Source organism: Colwellia sp. KU-HH00111 (assembly GCF_040362745.1).
Lineage (GTDB): Bacteria > Pseudomonadota > Gammaproteobacteria > Enterobacterales > Alteromonadaceae > Colwellia.
The window spans coordinates 214,934-241,109 of record NZ_BAABWO010000003.1; the positions used below are offsets into that span (position 1 = coordinate 214,934).

A 26,176-nucleotide genomic window follows, 5' to 3' on the forward strand; every position below is an offset into this window, starting at 1 on the left:
AAATCAAAAACTGCAAGCCTAAAAACAACATCAACCACCGATGAAGTTTCCGGCTAACCTTCAACGTTTTCATGCTCTATGCCTTGCTCGAAACATTTTTAATCGATGACGAACGCCACAAATAAAATAATGCAGGTAGAACAAGTAAAGTTAAAATCACCGCACTTAGCATTCCACCAACCATAGGTGCTGCAATACGACTCATCACTTCAGAACCAGTACCTGTGCCATATAATATTGGCAATAAGCCAACGATTATAGCTGCTGCGGTCATCATGACAGGACGTACACGTAAGCCTGCACCATGTAACACCGCTTGAAGCACATCAGCCTTCGTTGTTGAAATATCCTTTGACTGATGATCATTAATCATTTCGTGATAAGCCTGATTCAAATAAACCAACATAATCACACCTATCTCAACAGCAACCCCCGCTAGCGCGATAAAACCAACACCTACAGCGACAGAGAAGTTGTAGCCTTGGATATACATCAACCAAATACTACCCACCATAGCCAAAGGTAGAGTTCCCATGATCATTGCCACTTCAATAACATTTCTGAAGTTCAGATAAAGTAGAATAATAATAATGAACAAGGTTAACGGCACTACATAAGTCAATTTAGCTTTGGCACGTTGCATATACTCATATTGACCAGCCCACGCAATTGAGTAGCCAGCAGGAAGTTTTAACTTATCTTCAACAACCTTTTGTGCATCAACAACGTAACTACCAACATCCACACCTTCAATGTCTACAAATGCCCAACCATTTAATCTTGCATTTTCTGACTTTATTCCCGGAGGGCCGTCTTCAACGAGCACATTCGCAACATCGCCTAATGAGATCCTTTGTCCATTTGGTGTCACTATTGGTAGCAAAGATAATGTTTCAGGCGAATCACGATAGTCTTGTGGGTAACGTAAACTCACTGGATAGCGCTCTAAGCCTTCAACAGTTTTGGTGACATTCATACCACCAATGGCCGTAGCAACAACCTGCTGAATTTCGCTAATATTTAAACCATAACGAGCTGCTTTAGCGCGTTGTATATCAACTTTAACGTAACGCCCACCAGCTACACGCTCTGAATATACTGATGCTGTTCCAGGTACATCTTTCAAAATAACTTCTAATTGTTTACCGATGTCCTGAATTACCGATAAGTCAGGTCCTGCGACTTTAATACCAACAGGTGTCTTAATACCCGTAGCTAACATATCAATACGTGTTTTTATTGGCATCACCCACGCATTAGTTACCCCAGGGAGCTTAACTAAACCATCTAGCTCTTTTTTCAAACTCTCAGTAGTAACACCTTCTCGCCACTCTGAACGAGGCTTTAATTGAATAAAAGTTTCAATCATTGTTAAAGGCGCTGGATCAGTAGCAGTTTCCGCTCTACCTACTTTACCAAACACAGTTTTAACTTCTGGAACTGTTTTAATCAGCTTATCCGTTTGTTGTAACAGTTGACGTGCTTGCCCTATCGAAATACCAGGATAAGTTGTAGGCATATACATTAAGTCACCTTCATCAAGTGGAGGGATAAATTCACTACCAATCTTGTCAAGTGGATATATACCAATAGCAAGAACTGCCAATGCTGCTACTAAAGTTGTCTTTGGAAAACGTAATACCGTTTTTAGAGCAGGCATATAGATAAAGGTTAAAAAGCGATTCACCGGGTTTTTATGCTCAGGTAAAACCTTACCCCTTATAAAATACCCCATCAGTACAGGGACTAATGTAATCGCTAATGCCGCTGATGCTGCCATCGCATACGTTTTAGTAAAGGCAAGCGGAGCAAACATTCGCCCCTCTTGAGCTTCCAAGGTAAAAACAGGAACAAAACTCACCGTAATAATTAACAAGCTAAAGAATAGAGCAGGACCAACTTCACTGGCCGACTCCACTACTATTTTCCAGCGGTTTTCATTAGTTAACGGTGTTTTTTCCATGTGCTTGTGCATATTTTCTATCATTACAATAGCACCGTCGATCATGGCACCAATCGCAATTGCAATCCCTCCTAGCGACATAATATTCGCATTAAGACCTTGCATATGCATAACGATAAATGCCGTCAATATCCCTACAGGTAAACTCACAATGGCGACTAGTGACGAGCGGACATGAAATAAGAAAATGATACAAACTAGCGCCACAACGCCAAATTCTTCTAATAGCTTATAAGCTAAGTTATCAACAGCCCTTTCTATTAATGCAGAGCGATCATAAACAGGAACAATTTCAACCCCTTCAGGTAAGCCTTTCTTCAATTGCTCTAGCTTTTCTTTAACACCATTAATGACTTGCTGAGCATTTTCTCCAAAGCGCATAACGACGATACCACCAACAGTTTCTCCTTCACCGTTAAGCTCAGCGATACCTCGACGCATTTGTGGGCCAGTCCCAATATCTGCAACATCTTTTAGTAATAGAGGTGTGCCATTTTCATTGACTCCTAAAGGTATATTCTCTAAATCTTCAACACTTTTGAGATAACCAGTTGCTCTAACCATGTACTCGGCTTCTGCCATTTCAACAACAGATGCCCCGATCTCTTGGTTACCTTGCTTAATAGCCATTTGAATATGTGAAAGAGGGATCCCAAATGCTCTTAATTTTTCAGGATTAATTCTTACTTGGTATTGCTTAACCATACCGCCAAGTGCAGTAACTTCTGATACGCCAGGGACAGTTTGCAATTCATATTTTAAAAACCAATCTTGTAAACTGCGCAATTGACTTAAGTCTTGTTGACCCGTTTTATCAACTAAGGCGTATAAATATACCCAACCTACGCCTGTAGCATCAGGTCCTAATTGCGGTCGTGCATTGCTGGGTAAGCTAGGGGCTACTTGACTTAAATATTCAAGTACTCGCGAACGCGCCCAATACAAATCTGTATCTTCATCAAAGATGACATACACGTAAGAGTCACCAAAAAAAGAATAACCTCGAACAGTCACTGCGCCAGGAACTGACAGCATGGCAGTAGTCATCGGATAGGTAACCTGGTCTTCAACAACTTGTGGGGCTTGACCAGGGTAACTTGTTTTAATAATTACTTGCACATCAGATAAATCAGGCAGTGCATCAATAGGCGTTTTATTAACAGAATATAAACCAATGCCTACGAGTAAAAAGGTAGCGAGTAATACAAAAAATCGATTACCAACGGACCAACGTATTATAGAAGCAATCATAATAATCTAACTCCTATATTAGTGGTTTGAATGATCAACAACAGGTGCTTCTAATCTAGAAGTTTCACCCTGTTCATCACCTTGCCCTAGTGGGGCAATTTCAAAAATTACAAAATGTTCACCACGCACTTCAAAAGTAAACTTAACTTCCATCCCCTCAGAAAGTCCTTCAAGGCTAACATTGTGCCCTGTAATGAAATCTAAAGTAGCCGCAGGTCGTCCCCATTTTTCAATAGCAGTTCGACTAATGTTCACCATTCCATGATCGATCATTAACGAGTTAATTGTTCCAGTAACTGTCGCTGACGAGTCATCTGCCACTTCTTCAGTTACTTGGCTTGTATCACTTTCACTCATGTCGTCAGGAACATGGATGTTGCTAATTTTATAATCACCATTATCTTCTTTTGTCACTTCAACATGTAAACTCATCCCTTCACTAAGTAATGAGAAATCGACACTGTCCGATGCGATGAAATCCATCGTCATTTCTGGCCATTCCCATTCAGGTATCGCCTCATGAGCTAAAGTTAACATTTTATGATCTGCCATCATGCTCTCGATACTAGCTTGAACCCAAACAGAAGAAGGCATTGAAGCATCCGCTTCATCAACATCGCTATTCATTCGCTTGAAGTCTGAAGACTTACTCGATTCTGAATCTAATAAGAACTGTGCAGAACTAACAACTTTTTCCCCATCACGCACCCCTTCAAGTATCTCAACACTTTCGCTATCGTATCGACCTACAGATACTGCAACCGATTTAAAACTCCCCTCACCTAAGGCGAGAACAACTCTATCTTGGTTTCCTGTTCTAATAAGTGCTTCTTTAGGGATTAATAAAGCTTGTTCGTCACCTGTTGTGTGAATCGCAATTTGAGCAAACATATTTGGTTTGAATTCGCCTTCTTCATTTTTAAAACGAAGACGTACTTTCACAGTACGAGTTTTTGCATCTAGTGTTGGGTAAATATAATCAACTTTTCCTTGCCATGTTTTTCCTGGTAAGTAATCAAGAGTCATGGTTACTGGGGTGCCTGTTTTGACTTGACCCGCTTGGCGTTCAAAGACTTCAGCTTCAACCCACACTTCCGATAAATCACCAATTGACATTAAAGTAGAGCCAGGCTTAACAAAAAATCCTTCACGTATTTTTAAATTTTCCACCACGCCATTTTGTGGAGAATAAAAAGTAATTGTTTGCTGTACTTTCTTTGTTTTCTTAAGTTTTACTATTGATGATTTTGGAAGTTGTAATGCTGACAATCGATTTTCAGCAGCACTAATTAATCGGCTATTTTTACGATCTAATGCCAATAATAATTCTTCTTGGGCATTAACTAATTCTGGGGAATAAATTTCATAAAGGGGTTGCCCCTTCTTAACAGGATCTCCAATAGCCTTAACATATAGCTTTTCAATCCATCCTTGTACTCGTGGATGGATATGAACTAACTTATCTTCATCATAAGCAACATAACCGACTGTATTTATTTCAGTGTGCAATGATTTATAACTAACTATTGCTGTTCTTACACCGAGGTTATTTACAACATCAGGAGAGATACGAATTGTTCCGGGACCTTCATCAGGTCCTTTACCACCATCGTCGTAAACAGGTACTAAATCCATACCCATTGGTGACTTCCCTGGCTTATCTCTTTTGTAGTTCGCGTCCATTGGAGCTACCCAATAAAGCGGCTTCTTTTCAGCCGTTACAACAGAGCTTGCTTCCCCACTATTTGTCGGGGCCATAAAACTATAAACCCCAAATGTTAAAAAGCCACCGATAACCATGCCAATTACTATTGGCTTAATATTGTTGTTCATTATTCTTCTCCCGAAATAACAGTGAAACCACTATTATTTGATAAATTCATATTATTGTTACTAACGACAGGATCTATGCTGCCTATAAAAAGGTAATTAAGTTCTAGTAATAATTTCTGCTCTTCGACATTAAGCGTTAACTCATCTATTTCCGCATTTAATACAGCGATTCGTGAGCGAACTACTTCGGCAAAGTCACCATCATCATTGGTGTAGGCTGTTAGCGAAGCTTCAGCTTGATCATGGATTTGAGGCAGTAGCTTGTCTTTGTATAAGTTCTGTCTATCTTTCAATCGAAGTAAGCGCCCTTTTGCACTGGAGTATGATGCGAGCAATTTCCTCATCAATAATAATTTTTCAGTTTTTATAGCTTCTGTTTTTGAAATAGCTGACTTAACTTCTTTGTCCTGTCTATTATCTGTAAAAAGCGGCAAGTCAAAAGTAACCCCTACAGAGAACAAGTCCGCTCGACTATTTCCCATTGGATCATCATCACGGTAACCATAACTAGCATTAACTCCCCACTCAGGTTTGTATTTTTGCTTTGCCAATTTAATTCCAGTTTTTGTTGATTTAATTTTCTTTTCAACTGCGACAAGTGAAGGGTGGTTAGCAATATACTTTGCCAGTTCACTAGGGCGTAACCAGCTATCTGTAAGAACTATATTGCTATTTACTAGGTCAATTTGAGGTAATTGCTTAGTCAAAACGATATTATGAAGGTTAAAATCATCGTCTACATAAGTTTCACTTTGAGAACTTTTCTCTATAGAAAACTCTGTTAACCATTGAGACAACATACCTTCAAAGCGGTTTTGTTGTTGTCCTAAGACATCTAAACGATCTTCTAATCTTGTAAGCTCCAATTGCGCTCTTACAATATCTTGCTGCCTTGTTTTACCTAAAGTAGACGAATAACTTGCTTCAGCAACATCCGCTAACTGTTCAAAAAGTGTTCTGTTTTTTTCAATTAAAGCAATACTTTCTTGAACTCTGTATGCATCCAACCAAAGGCTACCAACAGTAACAGCTACTTTGGACTCTCGATCTTTTCGTTGATACGGGAATGATTCACTTTCAATCTTGAGTTGTTCTCGTTTAATCAACAATGTATCCCCACGAGGAAACATTTGAGATATGCCAACTTTCGCTTGTGTCATTCCCTCTTGTCCAAAATCAAAGCCATCTGTAGGTAAATTGGCTAACCCTATAGATACTTTCGGATCTGGTAACGTGCCTACGGCTGTACTCATCGCTTCAATAGCATTTTGCTTATGAACATTTCCCGTTAACCATGGATCATTCTTCTGCGCAGACTTGATAGCTTTCTCAAAAGTTAAGGCTGAACTAGAAGTAATAGTAGGAATATCAGCAGAATTTGCAGTTAGCACTGTAAGAGCTAACATACCCGCACAGTATTTCACGCTTAAACTTCTGATATTTTTAAATTTATTCATTAAAACTGCTCCTCATAAGATTGAACGCTAGCATAGACCTCATAAGCGCCCCCTTTCTTAAGTAATAACACTTTATAAGGTTGAAATTTATCACCTACTTCCATACCGGGAGTTCCCGCTGGCATTGCAGGAACAGATAATCCAATAACATCGTCAGAGTGTTTTTCTTTTAAAAATTTATGAATAAATTTGGCAGGAACATGCCCTTCAAATGCATAACCATCTTTTGATATAGCGGTATGACAAGAACGGTATCGAGGCTCTATTCCTTTCTCTTCTTTAACCGCTGTAAAATTTTGATAATTATGAACTTTTGATTCGAATCCTTGCTCATTTATATGGCTAACCCATTTTTTGCAGCAACCACATGTAGGACTCTTATAAACCTCTAAAAGAATAGGATGAGGTTTAGCATTTTGTGTTTTAGATGAAGCCACTGAAACTTCTTCTTTTGAACAACTTGCAATAGCAATGACTAAAGTAAAGGCTGCAACAGCCTTTAACGTGAATTTTTTGGAAAACATAACCCCCCCAAAGGGATATCAATTAATATTTGAATTGATTAGGTTATTCTTGATTTTGCTTAAAAATACTTAAACGCAGAGATCAAAAAGCCTAATACAGATAATTTTCATATAAGTGAGCCAAATTTTAGGCACAATTATTCTGTATTTAGCTTAGTATTGGAGGTCTATATAGAGATGATGATGATTGACTTTGAGCCAAGTTTGAATATGATAATATTTTTGATGATAAATCAATAAATAGACTGTCATCTGTGTCTTTCATTAGTGTAGCGATACTTGAGCAACCTCCAGTAAAACAACTACAACTTTTAACACAACAGTCCTCTTTTGCTTCATCTGAGTCATCAGAAGAATGACTCATCATTGAATGGTCACTATGGCCCATCATTGACATATTTTGCATTTGTCCTTGCACACTATCTCCCTTCATACTCATCATATGATAAGACATAACAGTAGACGCAACCGCTTGACCAACAAAGGTCAAACAGACTAGCAGTACCATTAATGTTTTAGAGAAATTAGAATTCACAGTTAACCAACAAAATATTTCAATTAATACAATAATTGCATAAGAAAAACCAATTTACAACTAATATCTATTCTAAATACAGGTTTAAAATAGCGATGACACTTAAAAGCTGTATTTGTAGCCTAAACTCAAAGTTAGAGGTTTTCCAACCATAATTGAACCATGAGTGCGTGATGTCATATAGCTTTCATCTAATAAATTATCGACGGTGAAATTCACTTGTTGGTTTTTAGTTAAATCATAATTTACAACAAAATCAACGACAGTATGTGCATCAATACCTTCATTAATAGCACCTCGACCAGCCACTGTCCTCATTTCTCCAGTATAACGAACTAACAAATTTGACTGCCATTGCTCCCCTTCTAAACCAATAACAAACTGAAACTGATTTTCTGGAACATAAGGAAATTCATCACCAGACTGTACATCCCCCCAGAAATCCGATTCGAATGTATTCAAAAATTCACTTTGGGAACGAGTGTAGGTAAAGTCTATTGGCATGGTTATATTTCCAAAATTAACCAAGTAACCTGCTTTCATTTCAATTCCGTATACTTTTACTTCACCCGCATTATATTGATCGCCAATATTTTCATCGTCACAATTCTGGCTCGCAGTACAGTTACCATGCATATTGTCATAATCTGATAGAAATAAAATAGCCTCTATATTAACGTTATCATTATTAAATCTAGCTCCAAGCTCATAATTCATACTTTCTTCATTCGTAGCATCTTCATTACCTGGCGCAGGGGGAGCAAATCCTTTTTGTACGCCACCCAACAAGACCAATTCATCAGTCATTCGATAAGTCAATGCCAAGGAAGGTAGAACAACATCAAGCTCATTTACTTTGTGACTAGGAGTTCCTAAACGCTCAGGGTCTGTTTTGCCCCAATCATTGCGCTCAATTTTCATATCTTCGTAACGCAAGCCTGCATTAATGATTAAGTCACCAATTGTCCATTCGTCATGCATAAATAACGCGATAGCTTCTGCGCTATCTATGCGGTTAGAGTCTGTTCCAGCAACACCTTTGTTAACTAAGTTCATATTGTAATTTGAATCAAGTTCATAACCGTCAACCCACTGATACCGATCCATTTCATCTTTATGAAAGCGTAAGCCGAACTTTACTTGATGCGCATTAAAGTCTACATCTAAAACCGTTTGAATACCTTGAGATAAATAATCACGATTATTTGCTTTAACATCCACTTCTAAAGAAGAGTCACTAGCTGATTTATCATATGCCGCAGCAGCTTCAATTCCACCTTTACCTAAACTATCACCATTTATCTTGCTTGTTTTATACCAGTTACGACTAAAATCATTATAGTAAACACTTGTCCCCAATGAGAATCTCTCTGATAAGTCGATTAAGTGATTTAATTGCACCTGCATGTGCTCTGTAGACATGTTATCTTTCTGAGATGCTGAATAACGGGTATAAGGAGAGTTAGTATAATCCCCTTCTGTTAGCCCCATATAAGTGTCATCAGAGTCTTCGTCGGAATACTTTAGCTTAAGCTCTAACTCTTGATAATAAGTAGCACTCGCATCACTAGTGAAACGAACTTTACCTAGAATGTCATTTTTAACAAAACCTGTTTCGTTATCACTATGATTAATGCTTTTAAAACCATCAGCTTGATAACGATAAACTTCAAACAATGTCCCTATATTTTCTCCTTTTGTACCAACATATCCATGAACCTTTGCAAAGCCATCTTGACCAATCTGTACAGCCAATTGACCTGCCATGCTTTCTTCTGGAATTTGACGAGACAACATATTAACTACCCCGCCAGTTGTTCGAGGCCCGTACATAGCACTAGAAGTTCCTTTTAAAACTTCTACTTGTTGCATTCGTCCGGCTGTCGGAAAGTAATATGCTGAAGGAGCAGAGTATGGAGCAGGAGCAGCTAAGACATTATCTTCCATAATAGTGACTTTTTCACTTCGATTTTGACCTGTACCACGCATACCAATATTAGGGCGTAATCCATATCCATCCTCTTCTAGAACATACACACCAGGCACAGAAGTTAATGTGCGCATAATATCTGAATAATTAAATTTCTCTAAATCTTCCTGTGACAGTAAATGAGCACTGCCTGGTATATCATTTACTGTCTGTTCACTACCAAAAATAGTTAATTGCTCAACAACGGATGTATCATCAGCACTATCGTTAGCAATGGCAAGAGGAGACGTAACGACTGATATCGCTATACTCAATAAGGTGGGTTTAAATACTTTTTTCATCTAAGGAAGCCTTCATGTTTGGTAACAACAATTAATGAAGACATTAGAACATCACTGCAAATACGAATCAATATCATTTATAGTATTATTTATATTTTCTTGATATAAATCAATCACATCCTGTCTTACTCACACCTTTATAAAGTGTTCTTACTGTATTAATCCCCCTCTCTTAAATCGACTAATTGCTTAAATTGTTCTACATAATCATCAGTTGCATTGGTATTCTTTAATAACTTATTAAAAATATCTGGTGTGATCTGACTCAAGTAACAATCTTGGCACCCTATCTAATATTTGTCGTCAAACTCACTTACCAAATCGCTTACAATAATCGTTTGCTAATACAATGATTCATTCATATAGAATTCTCCAAGTAATCCATATCACAAAATGGTCGAATACTTGCGGAGAAATATGATTGATGAAGAATGATTGGGAATTTTCGTGCGTCTTTGTGGTTTAGCAGTGTTTCTTTAACGCCATTACTAAATTCACAATAATTGATCATAGACATAGCTGGAGTTTCAACATGAATACATTCGAATATCAGCCTTTGCTGCTCAAAATAAAATATAAAAACCTGCTTCTCTGAAATATTTTTAATTGATATTTTGAGTGTTGGTAAATTACTGTTGATTTCTTCTGTTAAACTTGGGGATAAAGGAAAACCATATACCGCGTACCTTTTTCCTTCAATGTGAAATACATAAGGAACTTCATCATCACAAAATGAATCAAAATTGGTAAAAAAGTTAACCGTATTTAAAAACCAGCTTTTATGCTCGTCTATAAATGGACTTTCAGCTATGGCAATGTCTGAATCTTCATTATCCTGTTCTAGATTTTTGACTAATGATTCATCAAAATTATTTTCTCTAAAATTTTTCGGATAAAAAGTAGTCGCAATTAGTCGATATGCAATTTGATTAATTTTGAAATCACAATAAAGAATGGCTTCATTATTGTCCAATGTTTTAAAATAAGGTTTCCAGTCAAGACTAAACTCACTTGGCGCAGCAATAATGTATTTCGATTCATCTGCTAAACCGAATAGCTCATAAAGAATAGAAATTAATCGAACCTTGCTTACATTAATTACTACCATTCCTTCAAGGCGTTTTGCCATAAACTCAATGCTTTTATGTAGTTCATCAATAAGCAATTGATCCTCACATTCACAGATCAGAAGGTACTTTAACCAATGATGTTGAATTGTCCCAAATATTTTCGTACCGCACATCTCTTGAAAGAGTATTTCAGTTAAAGAATCATAATTTGGTGTGCAATAGATTGCCCTAGCTAATAAATCCTTACCATGAGCCTGAGGTATATTGAGTGAGTTAGCGAGAAATTTCGATTGAAGTCTCAATTTGTGACTTAAGGTAAGAGCTGAAATCATCTAGTTATCCATAAATTAAAACAAACAACAGCCTACTAACGCCTTGTTTATTCATTATGAAAACCAAATTTTTACGGATGCTCTGCTTCATCGTTCATACTTAAATATAAATTAAATATGTGTAGGCATAGGCTGTCCGTTCAGCCTTCATTACCAATATAAATGAGTAAAATGTTGTTGTAAACAGGGCGTAATTATACATATCTGTATAATTTAAAAGGATTTTATTTTATTTTCCTTTTGAAATCAGTTAGTTCAATACCGAAAATTTCAACAACAGTATTTTCATTTATTTTTATATTTTTAACCCTTTCATTAAAGCGAGACAAAATATTATTCATATCAGTGTTGAGAAATTTTAGAAGGCAGCCTTCTGCTTTTGAGTGTAAAATTGCTAATATCAGATTTTGATTTTCAAAGGAGCCAGACTTCAATAGAGAAATTAACTGGCCATAGTTCTCACAGCTATAAACAGCATAGGACAACATTTCTTGGCTTTGCCCAAGCGGAATAGATAATTTTTTCGAAAGACTTTTTGTCGAGTAAATTTTATTTGTACACATTCGCTACGCGAATTTACTATCTATTCAAAGAACATTCTTTTCGTTCGTAATAGTAAGAGCTGGCCCTTTGATACGGCCTTACTCCACATGACCAAGCACACAAATACTTGCCTATTATTAAACTAAATCCCACTTTTGGTAATATGAAAAAAAGTTTATAGTACATTTACTACTAATTACCTTTTTCAATTCTGCACTATAAATACAATCTAATTTAAAGGCAGTATAAATGACTAGAAACAATCCACCATTAACCATTGGCCGACTCGCAAAAGCTGCTAATGTTAATATTGAGACAATAAGGCATTATCAGCGCAAAGGTTTGATAATCGAGCCTGAAAAGCCTCTAGGCGGTTTTCGTCATTACCCAGATACAAGTGTAGTTCGAATTCGATTTATAAAACGTGCTCAGCAACTTGGCTTTTCATTAGAGGAAATAAAACAGTTGCTAATCTTGGGTGATCAACATTGTCGTGATGTTCAAAGCTTAGCAAAAGAAAAACGGAATGAAATCCAACAGAAAATCGCTGGCTTACTCACTATTCAAACAGCATTGGACGACTTAATATCATCTTGTCATACTGATGATACTAGTCACTGTGGCTTCATCGATGGATTATCTCAAAAAGGCTTTTTAGAAAAATAACACTTCTACCTTTCTCATAAAATTATTTATTAAGCTCTTGACTCTGTGCCATACCCCAGAGTGTAAACTATCTTATATTAACCTTATATGAGATTTAATTATGTCTAGTTCTTCAACTCCAAATCGTTCTTTACTATTAGCAATTGTCGCTGGTTTAGGCGCGTCTGCATGCTGTATTGGACCTCTGTTATTGCTATCACTTGGCTTGGGTGGTGCTTGGGTAGGTAACCTCACTGCAATGGAACCTTATAGCGGGTACTTTACCGCGATTACCCTTATTGTTTTAGGCGTAGTTTTTTATAAATTATATATAGTTCCTCAAAAATGTGAGGAAGGTTCAGTTTGCGAAAACCCTAAAGTATTGAAGAATCAGCGCATTATATTTTGGCTTGTAAGCATAATTCTTATCGTGATGATGAGCTTTCCCTATTACGCAGATTACATTATTACTTAATAGAAAAGTGATCAACAAAAACTGACTGATGAGAATACGATTTAACAAATCCAGTTAATTTTAAACAGATATTAAAAAGAGGCACAACAATGAAAAAACTAGTTAACGTTTCAATACTATTAAGCTCAATATTTATGTTTGGCAATGCTGTAGCAACAACTGTCACAGAAGCTACCAGTAATGTAGCTACTCAAGAAATGTCTACAAAAGTTTTCTCGATTGAGAAAATGACCTGCAAGATGTGCAATATAACTATACGTAAGGCGATGGAAAAAGTGGATGGTGTTGTAAAGGCTACTGTTGATTATGATGCAAAAACAGCAACTGTTTTATTTGATCCTAACAAGGCCAGCATTGAAGCGATTGCATTAGCGTCTACAAATATTGGCTACCCAGCAAAAGTAAGAACTACCAAGTAAGATTTGGCATAAGACTGCTTGTTAATACATTTAGCCAAAACAAAGGCACTGAATTTCAATAGCAGTAAAAAAATTAAGGAATTATTATGTCTTCGGATCAATGCTCAACAAGTTGTTGCTCTAAGAGTGAAAGCGACCAGCTACATGTTGCAATTATTGGTAGCGGCTCTGGTGCCTTTGCTTGTGCGATAAAAGCCGCAGAAAATGGTGCTAGAGTCACAATTATTGAAGGATCAGATGTTATTGGCGGCTGCTGTGTCAACGTAGGATGCGTTCCATCAAAAATTTTAATTCGTGCTGCACAATTAGCGCACCAACAACGAAGAAACCCATTTGATGGACTTGAGAATAATAACCCTCAAATAAGCCGTGCTCTGCTAGCTCATCAACAAAATTCTCGTGTTGAGGAGCTGCGTGAAGCTAAATATGAAAGTATTCTAAAGAAAAACTCGGCATTATCTTTGATTAAAGGCTATGCAAGTTTTAAAAACGAAAATACATTGACCATCCAAAAATCAGATGGCTCTAATGAAGAACTACTTGCCGATCGGATATTGATAGCCACTGGCTCAACTCCGTCAATTCAGCCAATTAAGGGATTGGAAGATACCCCTTACTGGACTTCTACAGAAGCACTATTCGAACAAGAGTTACCTGAAAGCCTAATAGTAATTGGCTCTTCAGTTGTTGCGCTAGAGATAGCTCAAGCCTACGCTCGTTTAGGGACTCGTGTAACCGTGTTAGCACGACATACGCTATTGTATTGTGAAGATCCGTTATTAGGTGAAAAACTTAAAGGATGCTTTGAAAATGAAGGTATCAAAATCCTAGATAATACGCAGGCTAATAATGTAAGCCATGATGGAAGTCTATTCTCATTAGGTACTAATGAGGGAACATTAACAGCCAGAAAATTACTAATATCCACAGGTCGCTTTGCTAATACAGGTAAACTTGGCTTGGACAGTATTGGTGTTGAAACAGAAATGAATGGAGCGATCAAAGTCAATAAACGCATGGAGACATCAATAGCGAATATCTATGCAGCAGGTGATTGCTCTAACATGCCTCAATTTGTTTATGTAGCAGCGGCAGCAGGAAGTAGAGCAGGAATAAATATGACAGGTGGTGATGCTATACTTGATTTATCTACCATGCCTGCTGTGATTTTCACTGACCCACAAGTTGCAACTGTAGGTTTAACTGAAGAGCAAGCCATATCTAAAGGGCTTGATGTTATTAGTCGAGTTTTGGATATGGAAAACGTGCCAAGGGCATTAGCTAACTTTGAAACTGATGGCTTTATTAAGTTAGTTGCTGAGAGTAAAAGTGAGCGTATTATTGGGGCACAGATATTAGCGCATGAAGGTGGAGAGTTAATACAAAGTGCTGCATTAGCTATTAGCAATCGAATGACCGTTACAGATTTGGCAAACCAATTGTTTCCATACCTAACTATGGTTGAAGGGTTAAAGCTGTGTGCTCAAACCTTTACTAAAGATGTTTCTGAGCTTTCATGCTGTGCTGGTTAATCAAAACAATATGGAAGAAGTTCGCCCTCTACTATTACCTAATATACACAAATAATGAGCTTAAAGCTGAAGTGCCCATTAAAAGCTTGTTCTTCCCTGATCACAAGTGTTGTTATCTCATACAGAAAATGGCGATTTCCCAAACTAGGTACTTTAATTGGACACTAGGGGAAATGCGTAATGTTGATTATGAACCCATTGACTATCAATACAGATATAGCGAATGTTAATTTCGCTAGTAGTGTTCTGCCGTTTTTAAATACCGTAACGAAATCAAATCTTAACGTACTTACTAGTGATTCGGTCAATATCTCTCGTATTGGTATTGAACGCTTGCATAAAGATAATGGAGCAAAAACCACAAAAGATATCGAACAAACCTCTAACGAGGCTGTAAGTGTCACTTAAACTATTGGTCAAAATAAGTCAGCAAATAATTTAAATCACGCACAAGCTAAAGAGCTGAATAATAAAATAGCTTCTTTACTATAGCAGTTATTCAAACCATCTATTTTTCCTGCAAGACAATGACCCATCTCTTACCACTTAACATTATAAAATTATTCCGCATCAGCTACGTACCTAATACGGAATAATCTAAGTTAGGCTATCTTAGTTAACGAGACAACTCCTCAATTTTTTTCCTTGAAAACCAGCGATATAAAACAGGTAATACAAACAGTGTTAACAGCGTGGCCGTTACCAAGCCACCTACAATAACACTGGCAAGTGGGCGCTGGATTTCAGCACCTACACCATTTGACATTAGCATTGGGATTAATCCTAATGCAGATGTAATTGCTGTCATAAGTACAGGTCTTAATCTTGACGTTGCTCCTTCAAAAACTGCCTTGGAAGCCTCTAAGCCATCTTTTATTCGTTGGTTGATGCTTTCTACCATTACAACCCCATTTAATACCGCTACACCGAATAAGGTAATAAAGCCTACTGAGCTTGGTACAGATAAATATTGGCCAGATATATACAGGGAAAAAACACCGCCAATTACGGCTAGTGGCACATTCACTAAAATCAGCATAGCTTGACCAACAGAGCCAAAAGCAAAGTAAAGTAACAATGCAATTAGCGCTAAAGACAGAGGTACAACGATAGCTAGTCTGTTTTGAGCACGCTGCTGGCTTTCGAATTGGCCACCTATTGCTACCGAGTAGCCTGAAGGTAGGTCAACTTTCTCAGCAATAACTTTTCTGATGTCGGCTACTACACTGCCCATATCTCTATTCTGAACGTTTGCTTGTATAACGACACGCCTTTGAACATCATCGCGCCTTACTTGAGGAGGACCTGATTCAAATGAAACAGTTGCAACATCACCTAAGCGTACCCAGGCACCTGTTGGTGACTGAATTCGAATATCTGAAATAGCTTCCTTATTTCGTCGATATTCTTCTTCAATACGCACATAAATATCATATCGCTCGTTACCATTGATGATTTGTCCAGCTTCGACCCCTCCAATACCATCTCGCACAACTTCCATTATATCAACAACTGAAAGTCCAAAGCGCGATAGCTCTTGCCTATTAGGTTTTACGACAAGTTGCGCTTCACCTGCAATTTGCTCAAGCGCAACATCTCTTGCACCATCAACACTCTTTATAGCTGCTTCGATCTCTTGCCCTTTAGTTGCTAAAACTTCTAACTCAGGACCAAATAACTTTATCGCCAACTGAGCTTTTACGCCAGATAGTAGCTCATCAACACGCGTTGCGATAGGTTGAGAAAAGTTGAGTAGCAACCCTGGGAATTCTTCTAAAGATCTCTCCATTTTTTCTTGAAGTTCATATCGATTAGATGCACTTGTCCACTCGGAAACTGGCTTCAACCCTATGTAAATTTCTATGTTATTAACAGGCTCTGGATCTCCACCTATTTCTGCTCGTCCAATTCGACTCAGGGCATAGGTTACTTCAGGAAAGGCCATTAATTTTTCTTCTAGAATTGGAGCCACAGTGAGCGCAGTATCTAAACTAGAAGAAGGTGCAAGGGTTACCCTTAAGTTAATCGTCCCTTCTTCTAATTCTGGAACGAACTCAGTACCAATGTAGGGAACCAACGCAAAAGCCGACACAACCAATAACAAAGAGGTTGAGATAATTAACTTGGTATGTTTTAAAGCGAATGTTAGACCCTTTCTATAGAGTTTATCTAATGGTTTAAGAACAAAGCTTTCCCTCTCTTTCACACCAGATTTAAATAGATAAGTTGCCAGTGCTGGTACTATAAACAACGCAACCACAATAGCAGATATAACAGCTAAAATGATGCTTATTGCCATAGGTTGGAATAACTTTGCCTCAACACCTTCAAAGCTAAATAAAGGCGTAAATACGACTAAAATAATAGAGGCTGCAAAAAAGACGGGACGAGCCACTTCTTTACCAGCATTTTGAAGCCGTAATTTAATACCATGCTCATCTTGTTCTACATCATGTGGATCAGTATCAGCACTAGGCACTCTTTCTTTTACAGTTTTTAAATGGGTAGAGTCTGGTCTATTTAAATGCTTAAACATATTTTCAACCATCACGACTGAACCATCAACTAGCATACCAATAGCGACAGCTATTCCGCCTAGCGACATTAAGTTAGCAGATATCCCCCACCAAGCCATGATCATTAACGCAATACCAATAGAAATTGGAATTGAAATTAATACCAAGAAGGTTGCACGTAAATTCATTAAGAATAGAGCCAATACAATACATATGAAAATAAATGCTAGTGAAAGTGCAACAACTACCGTATCAACGGCTTTTTCAATCAAATCAGCCTGATCATAAAATGGCTCAAAGCGAACACCTTTAGGTAATGCTTGATTAATCAATGGGATTCTTGCATTGATACCATCAATGGTAGCTTTAGTATTTGACCCCATGCGTTTTAAGACAATACCAGAGACAACTTCACCTAAGTTCTCTACTTTACCATTGGGTGATTTTCGCGTCATAGTGACAGCACCTTGACGAATTTCACTGCCCATTTCAACTTTAGCAATATCCGAAACCGTCACAACCGTCCCATCAACTGTTTTGACGGGAACTTGTTTAATATTACTTATTCCAGCGTCACCACTTTCAAACCAACCTGTACCTCTAATAACAAGCTGCTCTTGCCCACGATTCATATACCATCCGCCAACATTGGCATTGTTGTTATCTAGGGCACCAACAACGTCTTCTTGGGTTAAGTTATAAGAAAGAAGCTTAGATGGATCTACATTTACTTGGTACTGCCTAACAATACCTCCAAAGGAGAGTACATCAGTAACACCATCGACAGGCATAACGAGTAACTTCACAATCCAATCGTTAAGACTTCGAAGCGCCATAGCATCATAGCCTGCATCTTTATCAGAAATAAGAAGGTACTGAAATACTTGGCCCAGCCCTGAGGTGTTTGGCCCCATTTCGGGTGTCCCAACACCTTCAGGTATCAGTTCTTTTGCGGCTTGAAGACGCTCAAATACGAGTTGTCTTGCAAAGTAAATGTCGGTGCCTTCTTTGAAAACAACCGTTACGCCAGACAAGCCTGTTTTAGAAATTGAGCGCACTTGTTCTACATCAGGTAAGGCATACATTACCGCTTCAATGGGGTACGTAATGAGCTGTTCAACTTCTTCAGCAGCCAGTCCTGGCGCTTCAGTATTCACAGCAACTTGAACATTAGTAACATCAGGGAAGGCATCCAAATTTAGTTTTGGAATAACCATAATTGCGCCAACCATGGTGGCAAACAGCGCAATCAAAATCAGGAGTCTATTATTAACAGACCAATCTATTATTTTATTAAACATAGTTTTGCCCCTTAGTGGTTATGCGGATCGAATCCGCCTTTAGTGATTTCAGACGCAACAAAAAATGCACCTTTGGTTACAATTCGCGTTCCACTATCAAGGCCAATGATTTCTCTAAAACCACCTAAGGCTCGGCCTAGTTCTACTTCTACAGCTTTAAATTCTCCAGGGTGGTCTTCGACAAATACGGTCCAATCACCATCGGCACTACGGATCAATGCCTCTTCTGGCACAGCCATCACTTTCTGCTTTGTGGCGAACTGAAAGTAAACTTTTACAAACATGCCTGAATGGAGGTTATCATCCGAATTTTCTACTCCTAATCTAATAATTCGAGTACGAGTAATAGGGTCAATTGTATGGGCTTCTTGGATAACTTTGGCATTGTAACTCTGGCCTTCTAATTTAAGTACCGCAGGAGAGTCAATTGATAAATTAAGCTTTTTATTTGGAGAAACTTTTGCTTCAACCCATAATTGTTTTTCATCAGCTAGCAACATAACGGTATCCCCAGCATCAACACGTTGCCCTTGGATAAAGTCGTCTTGAAGCACTACTCCTTCACGCTGTGCCGTTAACGTATATTGCCCGAATGCCTTAATATCCTTATTAGAAATACTTTTAATTGCTTTTTCAGTTAACCCTAAAGCAATGAGTTTTCCGTATGAAGCGTTGTAAGTCGTTTCAGCTTGTAATAAGCGGCTTTCACTTACTGTTTTATTACCTAGTTTTTTAATACGTTGCCATTCCGTTGAAGCGATTAGATAGTCCGCTTGCGCTTGTGACATGGACTCACTAAATAGAGTGACCAGTTTTTGTCCCTTATCTACATGTTCGCCAAGCGCTGCATGGCGACTGATAATAACTGACTCTGTACGTGGGGATACCACATAACTTTTATAGCCATTAGCTTTTATTTCGCCAGGTGCATACACGGTGCTAAATTGATATTCAGGCTTAACACTTTCCACTTTGATGTTAGCAAGCGACATCTTCTTTGGATCAATAGTGATACCTTCTTCATGCTCTTCTTCCTCTTTATTATCACCTTCATGGCCGTGCTCATCATGACCATCTTTTTCTTCTTCATGTCCCTTTTCGTGATCGTCATGATCATTTTTATGTTCTTTTACATCTTGCTTCGAAACCTTTGCGACAGAACCAGTACCATCTGACGACTGTGCAAAAGCATGATGATTTGTAGTAAGCCCAACTAACAGGCTGCTAATTACTACGGCTAATAATTTTTTACTAAATATTGTATTCATTTTTGTAACCTATATTTTTGATAAATTTAAGATTTCGTTTTTCGCTACTGAAAAAGTAAACGTTCAAATCTCAAATTTTGATAACTGACCCATACTTAAAACGAAAGATATTTCTGCAAGCTTGAATTGATTTTCCAAACGTATTCCTGCGTGAAGACCTTCAGCACGTTGATTCAATGCAAGTAGGTAGTCAGAAGTATTGATGTCACCAGCTTCCCAGCGCTTATTTAATAAATTTGCGCTGCTATCTAATCTGCCTTGTGTGAGTTTTCGCCATTGCTCATAGTATTTTTTACTTACATTAAACGATTCATAATTAGCTTTTGCTTCAAAAGACTGCTTTCGATAAACCGACCGAAAGTTAGCCTCTGCTGCAATTGCTTCTGAATAAGCGGCTTTAACAGTATCTGAATAGTTATTTCTGATGTTTAAAGGAACTGAGAAAGTCAAACCAACCAAGTCTTCATCTCCACTTCTCCCTGCGCTAATTCCAATGGTTGGATTAGCTTTAGATTCCATAGTGGTTAGCTGAGCTTTAGTTTGTTGTCCCTTCCATTGCGCTTTAGCGAGTTTAACTTTTGGATGATCTTCAACCCACTGAGAGTTAAATGAATAGCTTGTTGCTCCAAAAGTAAATGAAAACAAATTGGCAGTATTAGACGTCCAATCAGGCAATAACTCCTGAACCTTTACCTCTGCATTTTTCAAAGCAATTTGCGACTCAGATATTTCACTGAAAATTTGGGACAAGTTTAAATAGACCAGTTCAGCGTCAAGTGGCTCTAGAAGTCCTGCTTTTCGCTTATCTTCAACAATTCCAACGAGCGTTTGTAATTGATTTTCTCTTTCTGAAAGTAACTGAGCCGCCTTTTTTGCTGCTTGCCAATTAACTATTGCAGTTAAAGCGTTAGCCTTTTTAGAATCGAGTAGAGATAACAACTGTTGCTGGTTTGCATAAACATCAATTTCACCAATGCTTTTATTTGCTGATTGCTTATCCCAAAAATCAATCGTTTGACTGATACCAATAGAGTAATTATCAAAATCCCCCTCTTTTTCATAGCTTGCTTCAAGCTCTGGGTTATATACGGCTTGAGTTAAGCTTTTTGCTCTATGATTACTTGCATTAAGTAACTCTTTAGCCGCAACAACTTCGGGATCTTTATTTATTTGACTATCTAGCCATGAAATATTTTTCTGTTTGCCATAACTGACAACTGAAAAACTCACAGCCATGCATAAAGACAGGACTAACCCTGTATTTTTTAAATATATATACATAAAAATTCTTAATTTTAAAATTAATAAACACGAACTATTTATCCTTTATTAAAGGATAAATAGGTCATTAAAAATCAATCTAATTAAGAAATGGGTGGACGAAGTATCGCCTCAAGGTAGGTATTTGTTTGATCAATTTGATATGGCGTTTTATTGATAATGTTTAGTTTGCCCGTGGTATTTGAATTACTGACTAAAATCCAAGATAAGTGACTGCCACTGCAATGACCGCAGTGATGACAATCTTTTTCATTATGCTGCTCATCATCTGTATTATCGTTTAAGGCATTTCGGTCATCGGCATGATCATGTTGAGTTTGAAGATGTTCTATATCAATCTGGTGATTCTCAGATGTTGAAGATGCGACAGCAGTTAACGATTGTAAAACAATCGAAACAACCAATAGCATTTTTAGTACAACATTAAGGTTCAAAGTTATTACCTAGTAAATATAGTAATTAAAATACTAGCAGAAACTATTTACTTAAACTAGCTTTTCCAGTCAGTTTCCACGCTTTTACATTAAATAACTTTTTTATTTGACTCTATAGCCACTATAGATTTTATACTTATTTTAATATTGTTTCGGAATGTTAAATATGTCAGAAAAATGTAGTGGTCAGTGTCAATCATCTCCTATCAACGGAGACTTAAAAATTGATACACAATTAGATAACTATAGTGGTGCGTTTGTCAGTACATATAAAGTGCCTCAAATGGACTGTCCTTCAGAAGAGAGATTGATTAGGTTAGCGCTTGACTCTATTAAGCCTTCCGTTGGGTTGCAATTTGATATCCCTAATCGATTGGTTAAAGTTTTCCATGATGACAATTTAGAAGAGATCACAAATAAACTTCAATCACTAAATTTAGGTTCTCAATTAGAATCAACAAAAAAAAGTTGCAGCACAGAAGCTGCAAAAGCAAAAAATCTAGCCCAAAAAAATGAGATGAAAGAAGCGTCAACGCTAAAATGGTTGCTGGCTATTAACGGGATCATGTTTTTTGTAGAAATAATTGCTGGGATTATTGCACAGTCTGCTGGCCTTATTGCAGACTCATTAGATATGTTTGCTGACGCTGCCGTATATGGTTTGGCTATTTATGCGGTAGGTAAAAGTATCAGCATGAAACTTAGAGCGGCACATATCTCTGGTGTGCTTCAGATTATTTTAGCGCTAGGTGCTTTGAGTGAAGTCGTAAGACGCTTTATTTATGGTAGTGAGCCTATGTCATCTTTAATGATGATATTTGGTGGAATAGCACTAATCGCTAACATTGCTTGTCTGTTTTTAATATTTGGCAATAAAGAAGACGGCGCTCATATGAAAGCGAGTTGGATTTTTTCCGCAAATGACGTTATCGCAAACATTGGCGTAATCTTAGCTGGCTTATTAGTTACAGTAACAAGCAGCCGTTATCCAGATTTAGTGATTGGTTTGATAATTGCCCTTGTCGTTTTAAACGGTGCTCGCCGCATCTTACAGCTAAAGTATTAGCTGAAATCAATCATGACCATTTATTTAAATTTTAAAACCATTATTGACACCTGTATAGCTAGTTTAAGTCTGGCTCAAACGGCTAAAGGTAAATGAACTTATGAAAAACAATACCTATATTCCACCACTACGATTTCATTGGTTAACGAGTTTTTATGACAGCCTCGTTGCTATCACCACGAGAGAAGCATTTTTTAAAAAGCTGATTGTTGATAAAGTTGCCAACGTCAAAGGAAACAATCTACTTGATGTTGGTTGTGGAACAGGAACGCTAACAAAATTAATAGCTGAAAAATCACCTAAACATACCGTAATAGGCTTAGATGCAGACCAAACCGCTCTAGATATTTCACAGAAAAAAGTTATAGGCAAAGATCTAAATATTTCTTTTAGACAGGGCTTTGGACAAAAAATGCCTTTTGATGAAAACTCTTTTGACATCGTAGTTTCAAGTTTGTTTTTTCACCACTTAAACAGTTCAGCTAAGCTCGCGACATTAACTGAAATTCGTCGGATACTGAAACCGGACGGTACTTTAATAATTGCAGACTGGGGAAAGCCTACTTCAATATTTCAACGGATATTGTTCTTTGTCGTTCAGGTATTAGATGGTTTCGAAACTACAAAAGATAATGTAGATGGAGTTATTCCCTCTTTGGTGGTTGAATCAGGGTTTACTCATGTTTCAGATTTAAACATAGTCCCAACGCCTTTGGGAACTATCAGACTGATTGAAGCGAACTAGATAACAATGAACCTAATGCACCCATCATATTTCAAACCATATATATCATACGTTATAATGATTTTAATCGCGGTGCAGTCTGTGTTTTTTTCGCTAGAAGAGCTTGAAATAAACTTGATAGAAAGTTCTTTTAACACATCACTAACTGAGTCAACTACCCCACTAAAAGCTTCAGAAACCTCCAATATATTTGAAGTAAATAATAGCAACAGTTCAATTGAAAATTGTAATTTTTGTTGCTGTTGTCACTTGTTTTTAAATGCAGATTCTTCTTGTAATATTTTACAAGCAATAGATCATTTTCCTACCTACGCCTTAGTTTCTCCTGAGCTAAAAGGCTATATGTCGGTGCCATTTCGTCCCCCTAAATACGCCTAATTTTTATATCAGATTTAAAAAGGTCAACATTATTGACCTAAATAACAATATAAATTTATAGGAAAGTATATATGGCACTTTATACCTGTGTGCATCGCAAGATAGAAATTTTGAGGTGTGTAACACCTCGGCTCAAATATATCGCGTTTCTCGCTTTGTCACTTTTTACATTTAATGTTTATGCATTTGAAAAGCAGTTAAATCTTCAAGAGGCAATACAGCGAACGCTTAAACAAAATCCTGAACTCAAAATATTTGATTTCAAACAAACCGCATTAATAGGACGAGAACAAACAGCAAGTTTAAATCCCGCTTATGAACTAGAACTTGAAGCCGAGAACTTTGCAGGCTCAGGTGAATTCTCTGCATTCGAAAGCGCAGAATTAACTGTCGCTCTATCTTCGGTTATTGAAATGGGAGATAAACGCTCAGCGCGAATTGGGCTTGTTTCAAACTCAAGAGCATTGCTCACTGCTGAAAAAGAGGTAGCAGCACTAAACTTGATGGCTCAAGTCACTGAAAAGTACGTGGAAGTACTTGCAGCCCAACAAAGAGTTATATTGGCAGATAATGCTCTGAAGTTAGCACAAGAAACGTTAGAGATTGTATCTCAGCGTAACCGCGCAGGTGCAACTCCTGAGGCTGAAGTAAAACGCTCAAAAGCAGTTATTGCTCAGGCAAATTTAACTGTTCAATCGGAACAAAAGCGCTTGGAATATTTAAAACTTTCTTTAGCGGCTTTCTGGGGAGAAAACTCTGTAACTTTCTCTGAAGTAAAAGGTGATCTTTTTCAGTTTGGCAATGATAGTGACTTCAACAGCCTTTTTGCGAAGTTAGAAAAAAATCCAGCGATTCAAATCTATGCAAGTGAACAGCGACTAAAAGAGGCCGAAATACAGTTAGCTAAAACGGAGTCAACTGCCAATATCAAATGGTCTGTTGGTGTTAGGCGCTCTCAAGAAGCTAATGATACGGCACTGGTCGCTGGTTTTAGCTTACCTTTGTTTGCTGAAAAGCGAAATTCTGGCGCAATCGCTAGTGCCTTAGCAGAGCGTGATCAAGTTGCTATAGAGAAAGAAGCGACTAAGTTAAGATTTAGAAATCACTTACTGCGAGCATACTCCAATAGAAAACAAGCCATACTAACGGCAAATTCATTAAAGCAGTCAGTTATTCCAATGCTTGAAGATGCACTGGAAGATACTCAAGACGCCTATCAAAAAGGTAGATATGGCTACCTTGATTATGTATCGGCTAGACAAGAGTTGTTAAATGCTCGGCGAACCCTTATTGACGCGGCATCTGCTGCCCTGATTTACGGCGCAGAGATAGAAAAACTAACAAACGAAGCGCTGTCACTCTAAATAAACATCACTTTAAGATTAATAACAATTTATTGATTCAGTTATTAACTGAATCGTTTAGGAATTAAAAATGAAAAACTATTTACTCGCACTATTGATTTTTATCGGGCATTTATCACCCATTCAAAGTGCTTTCGCTAGTGAAGATGAACATGAAGGCGAAGAAGGCATTAGCAAAATTAACAATAACATGGCAAAAAGAGTTGGTGTTGAAACAGCCTATTTAGCTTCAAAAACGTTGAACCAAACTATCCCTGTATACGGCGCTACGACGATAGGCGCTGAACAATTATTTCAAGTTGGCGCTAGATATAATGGCGTTATAAAGACAATAAACTCCACTGTTGGTGATAAGGTAAAAAAAGGCGATCTATTAGCCGTTATTGAATCTAACGAAAGCTTAAATACCTATAAGATAATTTCCCCTGTTTCTGGGACTGTTTTACAGAGAAATGGAAATATTGGCGGTATCACACAAAACACCAGCTTGTTTGAAATCGTCAATTTTGACACGTTGTGGGCCGAATTTAAGGTTTTTACTAGCCAGTATAATCAAATCAGAGTCGGTCAGTCTGTTGATATTGAGCATGGTGAACAAGCATTCAACTCAACCATCACCAATATAATTCCAGCTATAGATCAGTCATATGTTTTAGCACGTGTACGTTTAAATAACACTGAGCTAAACCTAACCTCAGGCCAATTATTAATGGGTAGCGTAAAGATAAACCGATTTGAGGTGGATTTAGCCGTCGAGAAAGTTGCCATACAAGAACTGGGAGGACAATTTGGTGTCTTTGTAAAAGAAGATGAAGAGTATGAGTTTGCACCACTTGTCCTCGGTCGTTCAGACAAAAACTATATCGAGGTCATTGATGGCCTCAGTAAAGACGCTGAATATGTAAACAAAAACAGTTATCTGATTAAAGCAGATATATTGAAATCTGAAGTAGAAGACGACGATTAGGAGACG

The 26,176-nt window shown here is 37.6% G+C and carries 22 protein-coding genes; 10 read left to right on the forward strand and 12 right to left on the reverse strand.

Features of this window, described 5'->3' with window-relative positions; translation table 11 throughout:
* Window positions 1–76: 76 nt before the first annotated feature.
* The 8 genes from ABXG98_RS08100 to ABXG98_RS08135 form a co-directional block, all read right to left on the reverse strand.
* On the reverse strand, window positions 77–3,214 hold the full coding sequence (locus ABXG98_RS08100; RefSeq protein WP_008128603.1) for an efflux RND transporter permease subunit: 3,138 nt from the start codon (window positions 3,212–3,214) through the stop codon (window positions 77–79).
* Window positions 3,215–3,232: 18 nt separating this feature from the next.
* Window positions 3,233–5,047: an efflux RND transporter periplasmic adaptor subunit gene (locus ABXG98_RS08105; protein WP_008128605.1), complete on the reverse strand. Its 1,815-nt coding sequence runs from the start codon at window positions 5,045–5,047 to the stop codon at window positions 3,233–3,235.
* Entirely contained in the window at window positions 5,047–6,504 is a 1,458-nt protein-coding gene (locus tag ABXG98_RS08110) for a TolC family protein (protein ID WP_008113913.1), read from the reverse strand. The genes ABXG98_RS08105 and ABXG98_RS08110 overlap by 1 nt, the downstream gene beginning before the upstream one ends.
* Window positions 6,504–7,028, reverse strand: coding sequence for a DUF411 domain-containing protein (locus ABXG98_RS08115; protein ID WP_353538170.1), 525 nt, complete (start codon window positions 7,026–7,028; stop codon window positions 6,504–6,506). Before ABXG98_RS08115 ends, ABXG98_RS08110 begins: the two co-directional genes overlap by 1 nt.
* Window positions 7,029–7,176: 148 nt before the next feature.
* Window positions 7,177–7,563 (reverse strand): CopL family metal-binding regulatory protein, encoded by a 387-nt coding sequence (locus tag ABXG98_RS08120; RefSeq protein WP_238530288.1) that lies wholly within the window; start codon window positions 7,561–7,563, stop codon window positions 7,177–7,179.
* Window positions 7,564–7,665: 102 nt separating this feature from the next.
* Entirely contained in the window at window positions 7,666–9,834 is a 2,169-nt protein-coding gene (locus ABXG98_RS08125) for a TonB-dependent receptor family protein (RefSeq protein WP_353538171.1), read from the reverse strand.
* A 358-nt stretch (window positions 9,835–10,192) separates the two neighbouring features.
* On the reverse strand, window positions 10,193–11,236 hold the full coding sequence (locus ABXG98_RS08130; RefSeq protein ID WP_353538172.1) for a hypothetical protein: 1,044 nt from the start codon (window positions 11,234–11,236) through the stop codon (window positions 10,193–10,195).
* A 224-nt stretch (window positions 11,237–11,460) separates the two neighbouring features.
* The gene (locus ABXG98_RS08135) at window positions 11,461–11,799 is read right to left on the reverse strand and encodes a hypothetical protein (protein ID WP_353538173.1); all 339 of its coding nucleotides are present in this window, start codon (window positions 11,797–11,799) and stop codon (window positions 11,461–11,463) included.
* A 229-nt stretch (window positions 11,800–12,028) separates the two neighbouring features.
* Here ABXG98_RS08135 and merR point away from each other — a divergent pair, with 229 nt between their 5' ends.
* The 5 genes from merR to ABXG98_RS08160 all read left to right on the forward strand — a co-directional run bounded on the left by merR (window position 12,029) and on the right by ABXG98_RS08160 (window position 15,258).
* The gene (gene merR, locus ABXG98_RS08140; protein ID WP_353538174.1) at window positions 12,029–12,445 is read left to right on the forward strand and encodes a mercury resistance transcriptional regulator MerR; all 417 of its coding nucleotides are present in this window, start codon (window positions 12,029–12,031) and stop codon (window positions 12,443–12,445) included.
* Window positions 12,446–12,545: 100 nt separating this feature from the next.
* A complete protein-coding gene (locus ABXG98_RS08145) occupies window positions 12,546–12,899 on the forward strand; it encodes a mercuric transporter MerT family protein (RefSeq protein ID WP_008131225.1) in 354 nt (117 codons plus the stop codon).
* Window positions 12,900–12,988: 89 nt separating this feature from the next.
* Window positions 12,989–13,318, forward strand: coding sequence for a heavy-metal-associated domain-containing protein (locus tag ABXG98_RS08150; RefSeq protein ID WP_353538175.1), 330 nt, complete (start codon window positions 12,989–12,991; stop codon window positions 13,316–13,318).
* 86 nt (window positions 13,319–13,404) lie between these two features.
* Complete coding sequence (gene merA / locus ABXG98_RS08155; protein ID WP_353538176.1) at window positions 13,405–14,850, forward strand: mercury(II) reductase; 1,446 nt, start codon at window positions 13,405–13,407, stop codon at window positions 14,848–14,850.
* Between the two features lie 180 nt (window positions 14,851–15,030).
* Window positions 15,031–15,258 carry a hypothetical protein gene (locus tag ABXG98_RS08160; protein ID WP_353538177.1) on the forward strand — a complete coding sequence of 76 codons (228 nt, stop codon included), beginning with the start codon at window positions 15,031–15,033 and terminating at the stop codon, window positions 15,256–15,258.
* A 208-nt stretch (window positions 15,259–15,466) separates the two neighbouring features.
* Here the strand turns inward: ABXG98_RS08160 and ABXG98_RS08165 are convergent, their stop codons facing one another.
* The 4 genes from ABXG98_RS08165 to ABXG98_RS08180 all read right to left on the reverse strand — a co-directional run bounded on the left by ABXG98_RS08165 (window position 15,467) and on the right by ABXG98_RS08180 (window position 21,650).
* The gene (locus ABXG98_RS08165; protein ID WP_353538178.1) at window positions 15,467–18,667 is read right to left on the reverse strand and encodes an efflux RND transporter permease subunit; all 3,201 of its coding nucleotides are present in this window, start codon (window positions 18,665–18,667) and stop codon (window positions 15,467–15,469) included.
* 11 nt (window positions 18,668–18,678) lie between these two features.
* Complete coding sequence (locus tag ABXG98_RS08170; protein WP_353538179.1) at window positions 18,679–19,935, reverse strand: efflux RND transporter periplasmic adaptor subunit; 1,257 nt, start codon at window positions 19,933–19,935, stop codon at window positions 18,679–18,681.
* 63 nt (window positions 19,936–19,998) lie between these two features.
* The gene (locus ABXG98_RS08175; RefSeq protein ID WP_303451140.1) at window positions 19,999–21,216 is read right to left on the reverse strand and encodes a TolC family protein; all 1,218 of its coding nucleotides are present in this window, start codon (window positions 21,214–21,216) and stop codon (window positions 19,999–20,001) included.
* A gap of 83 nt (window positions 21,217–21,299) precedes the next feature.
* Window positions 21,300–21,650 (reverse strand): hypothetical protein, encoded by a 351-nt coding sequence (locus ABXG98_RS08180; protein ID WP_303451138.1) that lies wholly within the window; start codon window positions 21,648–21,650, stop codon window positions 21,300–21,302.
* A 166-nt stretch (window positions 21,651–21,816) separates the two neighbouring features.
* Between ABXG98_RS08180 and ABXG98_RS08185 the strand changes: the two genes are divergently transcribed.
* The 5 genes from ABXG98_RS08185 to ABXG98_RS08205 all read left to right on the forward strand — a co-directional run bounded on the left by ABXG98_RS08185 (window position 21,817) and on the right by ABXG98_RS08205 (window position 26,170).
* The gene (locus tag ABXG98_RS08185) at window positions 21,817–22,716 is read left to right on the forward strand and encodes a cation efflux transmembrane domain-containing protein (RefSeq protein WP_353538279.1); all 900 of its coding nucleotides are present in this window, start codon (window positions 21,817–21,819) and stop codon (window positions 22,714–22,716) included.
* Window positions 22,717–22,816: 100 nt separating this feature from the next.
* Window positions 22,817–23,461, forward strand: a complete 645-nt coding sequence (locus ABXG98_RS08190) for a class I SAM-dependent methyltransferase (RefSeq protein WP_353538180.1) — start codon at window positions 22,817–22,819, stop codon at window positions 23,459–23,461.
* An 81-nt stretch (window positions 23,462–23,542) separates the two neighbouring features.
* Window positions 23,543–23,839, forward strand: a complete 297-nt coding sequence (locus ABXG98_RS08195; RefSeq protein ID WP_233131303.1) for a hypothetical protein — start codon at window positions 23,543–23,545, stop codon at window positions 23,837–23,839.
* Between the two features lie 71 nt (window positions 23,840–23,910).
* Complete coding sequence (locus ABXG98_RS08200; RefSeq protein ID WP_353538181.1) at window positions 23,911–25,203, forward strand: TolC family protein; 1,293 nt, start codon at window positions 23,911–23,913, stop codon at window positions 25,201–25,203.
* Between the two features lie 70 nt (window positions 25,204–25,273).
* Window positions 25,274–26,170, forward strand: a complete 897-nt coding sequence (locus ABXG98_RS08205; RefSeq protein WP_008114330.1) for an efflux RND transporter periplasmic adaptor subunit — start codon at window positions 25,274–25,276, stop codon at window positions 26,168–26,170.
* The last annotated feature ends 6 nt before the right edge of the window (window positions 26,171–26,176 follow it).

Excerpts from the sequence above, each read along its gene's own strand:
- ABXG98_RS08100 (WP_008128603.1), bottom strand. The coding sequence starts at position 3,214 with ATGATTGCTTCTATAATACGTTGGTCCGTTGGTAATCGATTTTTTGTA.
- ABXG98_RS08105 (WP_008128605.1), bottom strand. The coding sequence starts at position 5,047 with ATGAACAACAATATTAAGCCAATAGTAATTGGCATGGTTATCGGTGGC.
- ABXG98_RS08110 (WP_008113913.1), bottom strand. The coding sequence starts at position 6,504 with ATGAATAAATTTAAAAATATCAGAAGTTTAAGCGTGAAATACTGTGCG.
- ABXG98_RS08115 (WP_353538170.1), bottom strand. The coding sequence starts at position 7,028 with ATGTTTTCCAAAAAATTCACGTTAAAGGCTGTTGCAGCCTTTACTTTA.
- ABXG98_RS08125 (WP_353538171.1), bottom strand. The coding sequence starts at position 9,834 with ATGAAAAAAGTATTTAAACCCACCTTATTGAGTATAGCGATATCAGTC.
- ABXG98_RS08130 (WP_353538172.1), bottom strand. The coding sequence starts at position 11,236 with ATGATTTCAGCTCTTACCTTAAGTCACAAATTGAGACTTCAATCGAAA.
- ABXG98_RS08135 (WP_353538173.1), bottom strand. The coding sequence starts at position 11,799 with ATGTGTACAAATAAAATTTACTCGACAAAAAGTCTTTCGAAAAAATTA.
- merR (WP_353538174.1), top strand. The coding sequence starts at position 12,029 with ATGACTAGAAACAATCCACCATTAACCATTGGCCGACTCGCAAAAGCT.
- ABXG98_RS08145 (WP_008131225.1), top strand. The coding sequence starts at position 12,546 with ATGTCTAGTTCTTCAACTCCAAATCGTTCTTTACTATTAGCAATTGTC.
- ABXG98_RS08150 (WP_353538175.1), top strand. The coding sequence starts at position 12,989 with ATGAAAAAACTAGTTAACGTTTCAATACTATTAAGCTCAATATTTATG.
- merA (WP_353538176.1), top strand. The coding sequence starts at position 13,405 with ATGTCTTCGGATCAATGCTCAACAAGTTGTTGCTCTAAGAGTGAAAGC.
- ABXG98_RS08160 (WP_353538177.1), top strand. The coding sequence starts at position 15,031 with ATGTTGATTATGAACCCATTGACTATCAATACAGATATAGCGAATGTT.
- ABXG98_RS08165 (WP_353538178.1), bottom strand. The coding sequence starts at position 18,667 with ATGTTTAATAAAATAATAGATTGGTCTGTTAATAATAGACTCCTGATT.
- ABXG98_RS08170 (WP_353538179.1), bottom strand. The coding sequence starts at position 19,935 with ATGAATACAATATTTAGTAAAAAATTATTAGCCGTAGTAATTAGCAGC.
- ABXG98_RS08175 (WP_303451140.1), bottom strand. The coding sequence starts at position 21,216 with ATGTATATATATTTAAAAAATACAGGGTTAGTCCTGTCTTTATGCATG.
- ABXG98_RS08185 (WP_353538279.1), top strand. The coding sequence starts at position 21,817 with ATGTCAGAAAAATGTAGTGGTCAGTGTCAATCATCTCCTATCAACGGA.
- ABXG98_RS08190 (WP_353538180.1), top strand. The coding sequence starts at position 22,817 with ATGAAAAACAATACCTATATTCCACCACTACGATTTCATTGGTTAACG.
- ABXG98_RS08200 (WP_353538181.1), top strand. The coding sequence starts at position 23,911 with ATGGCACTTTATACCTGTGTGCATCGCAAGATAGAAATTTTGAGGTGT.
- ABXG98_RS08205 (WP_008114330.1), top strand. The coding sequence starts at position 25,274 with ATGAAAAACTATTTACTCGCACTATTGATTTTTATCGGGCATTTATCA.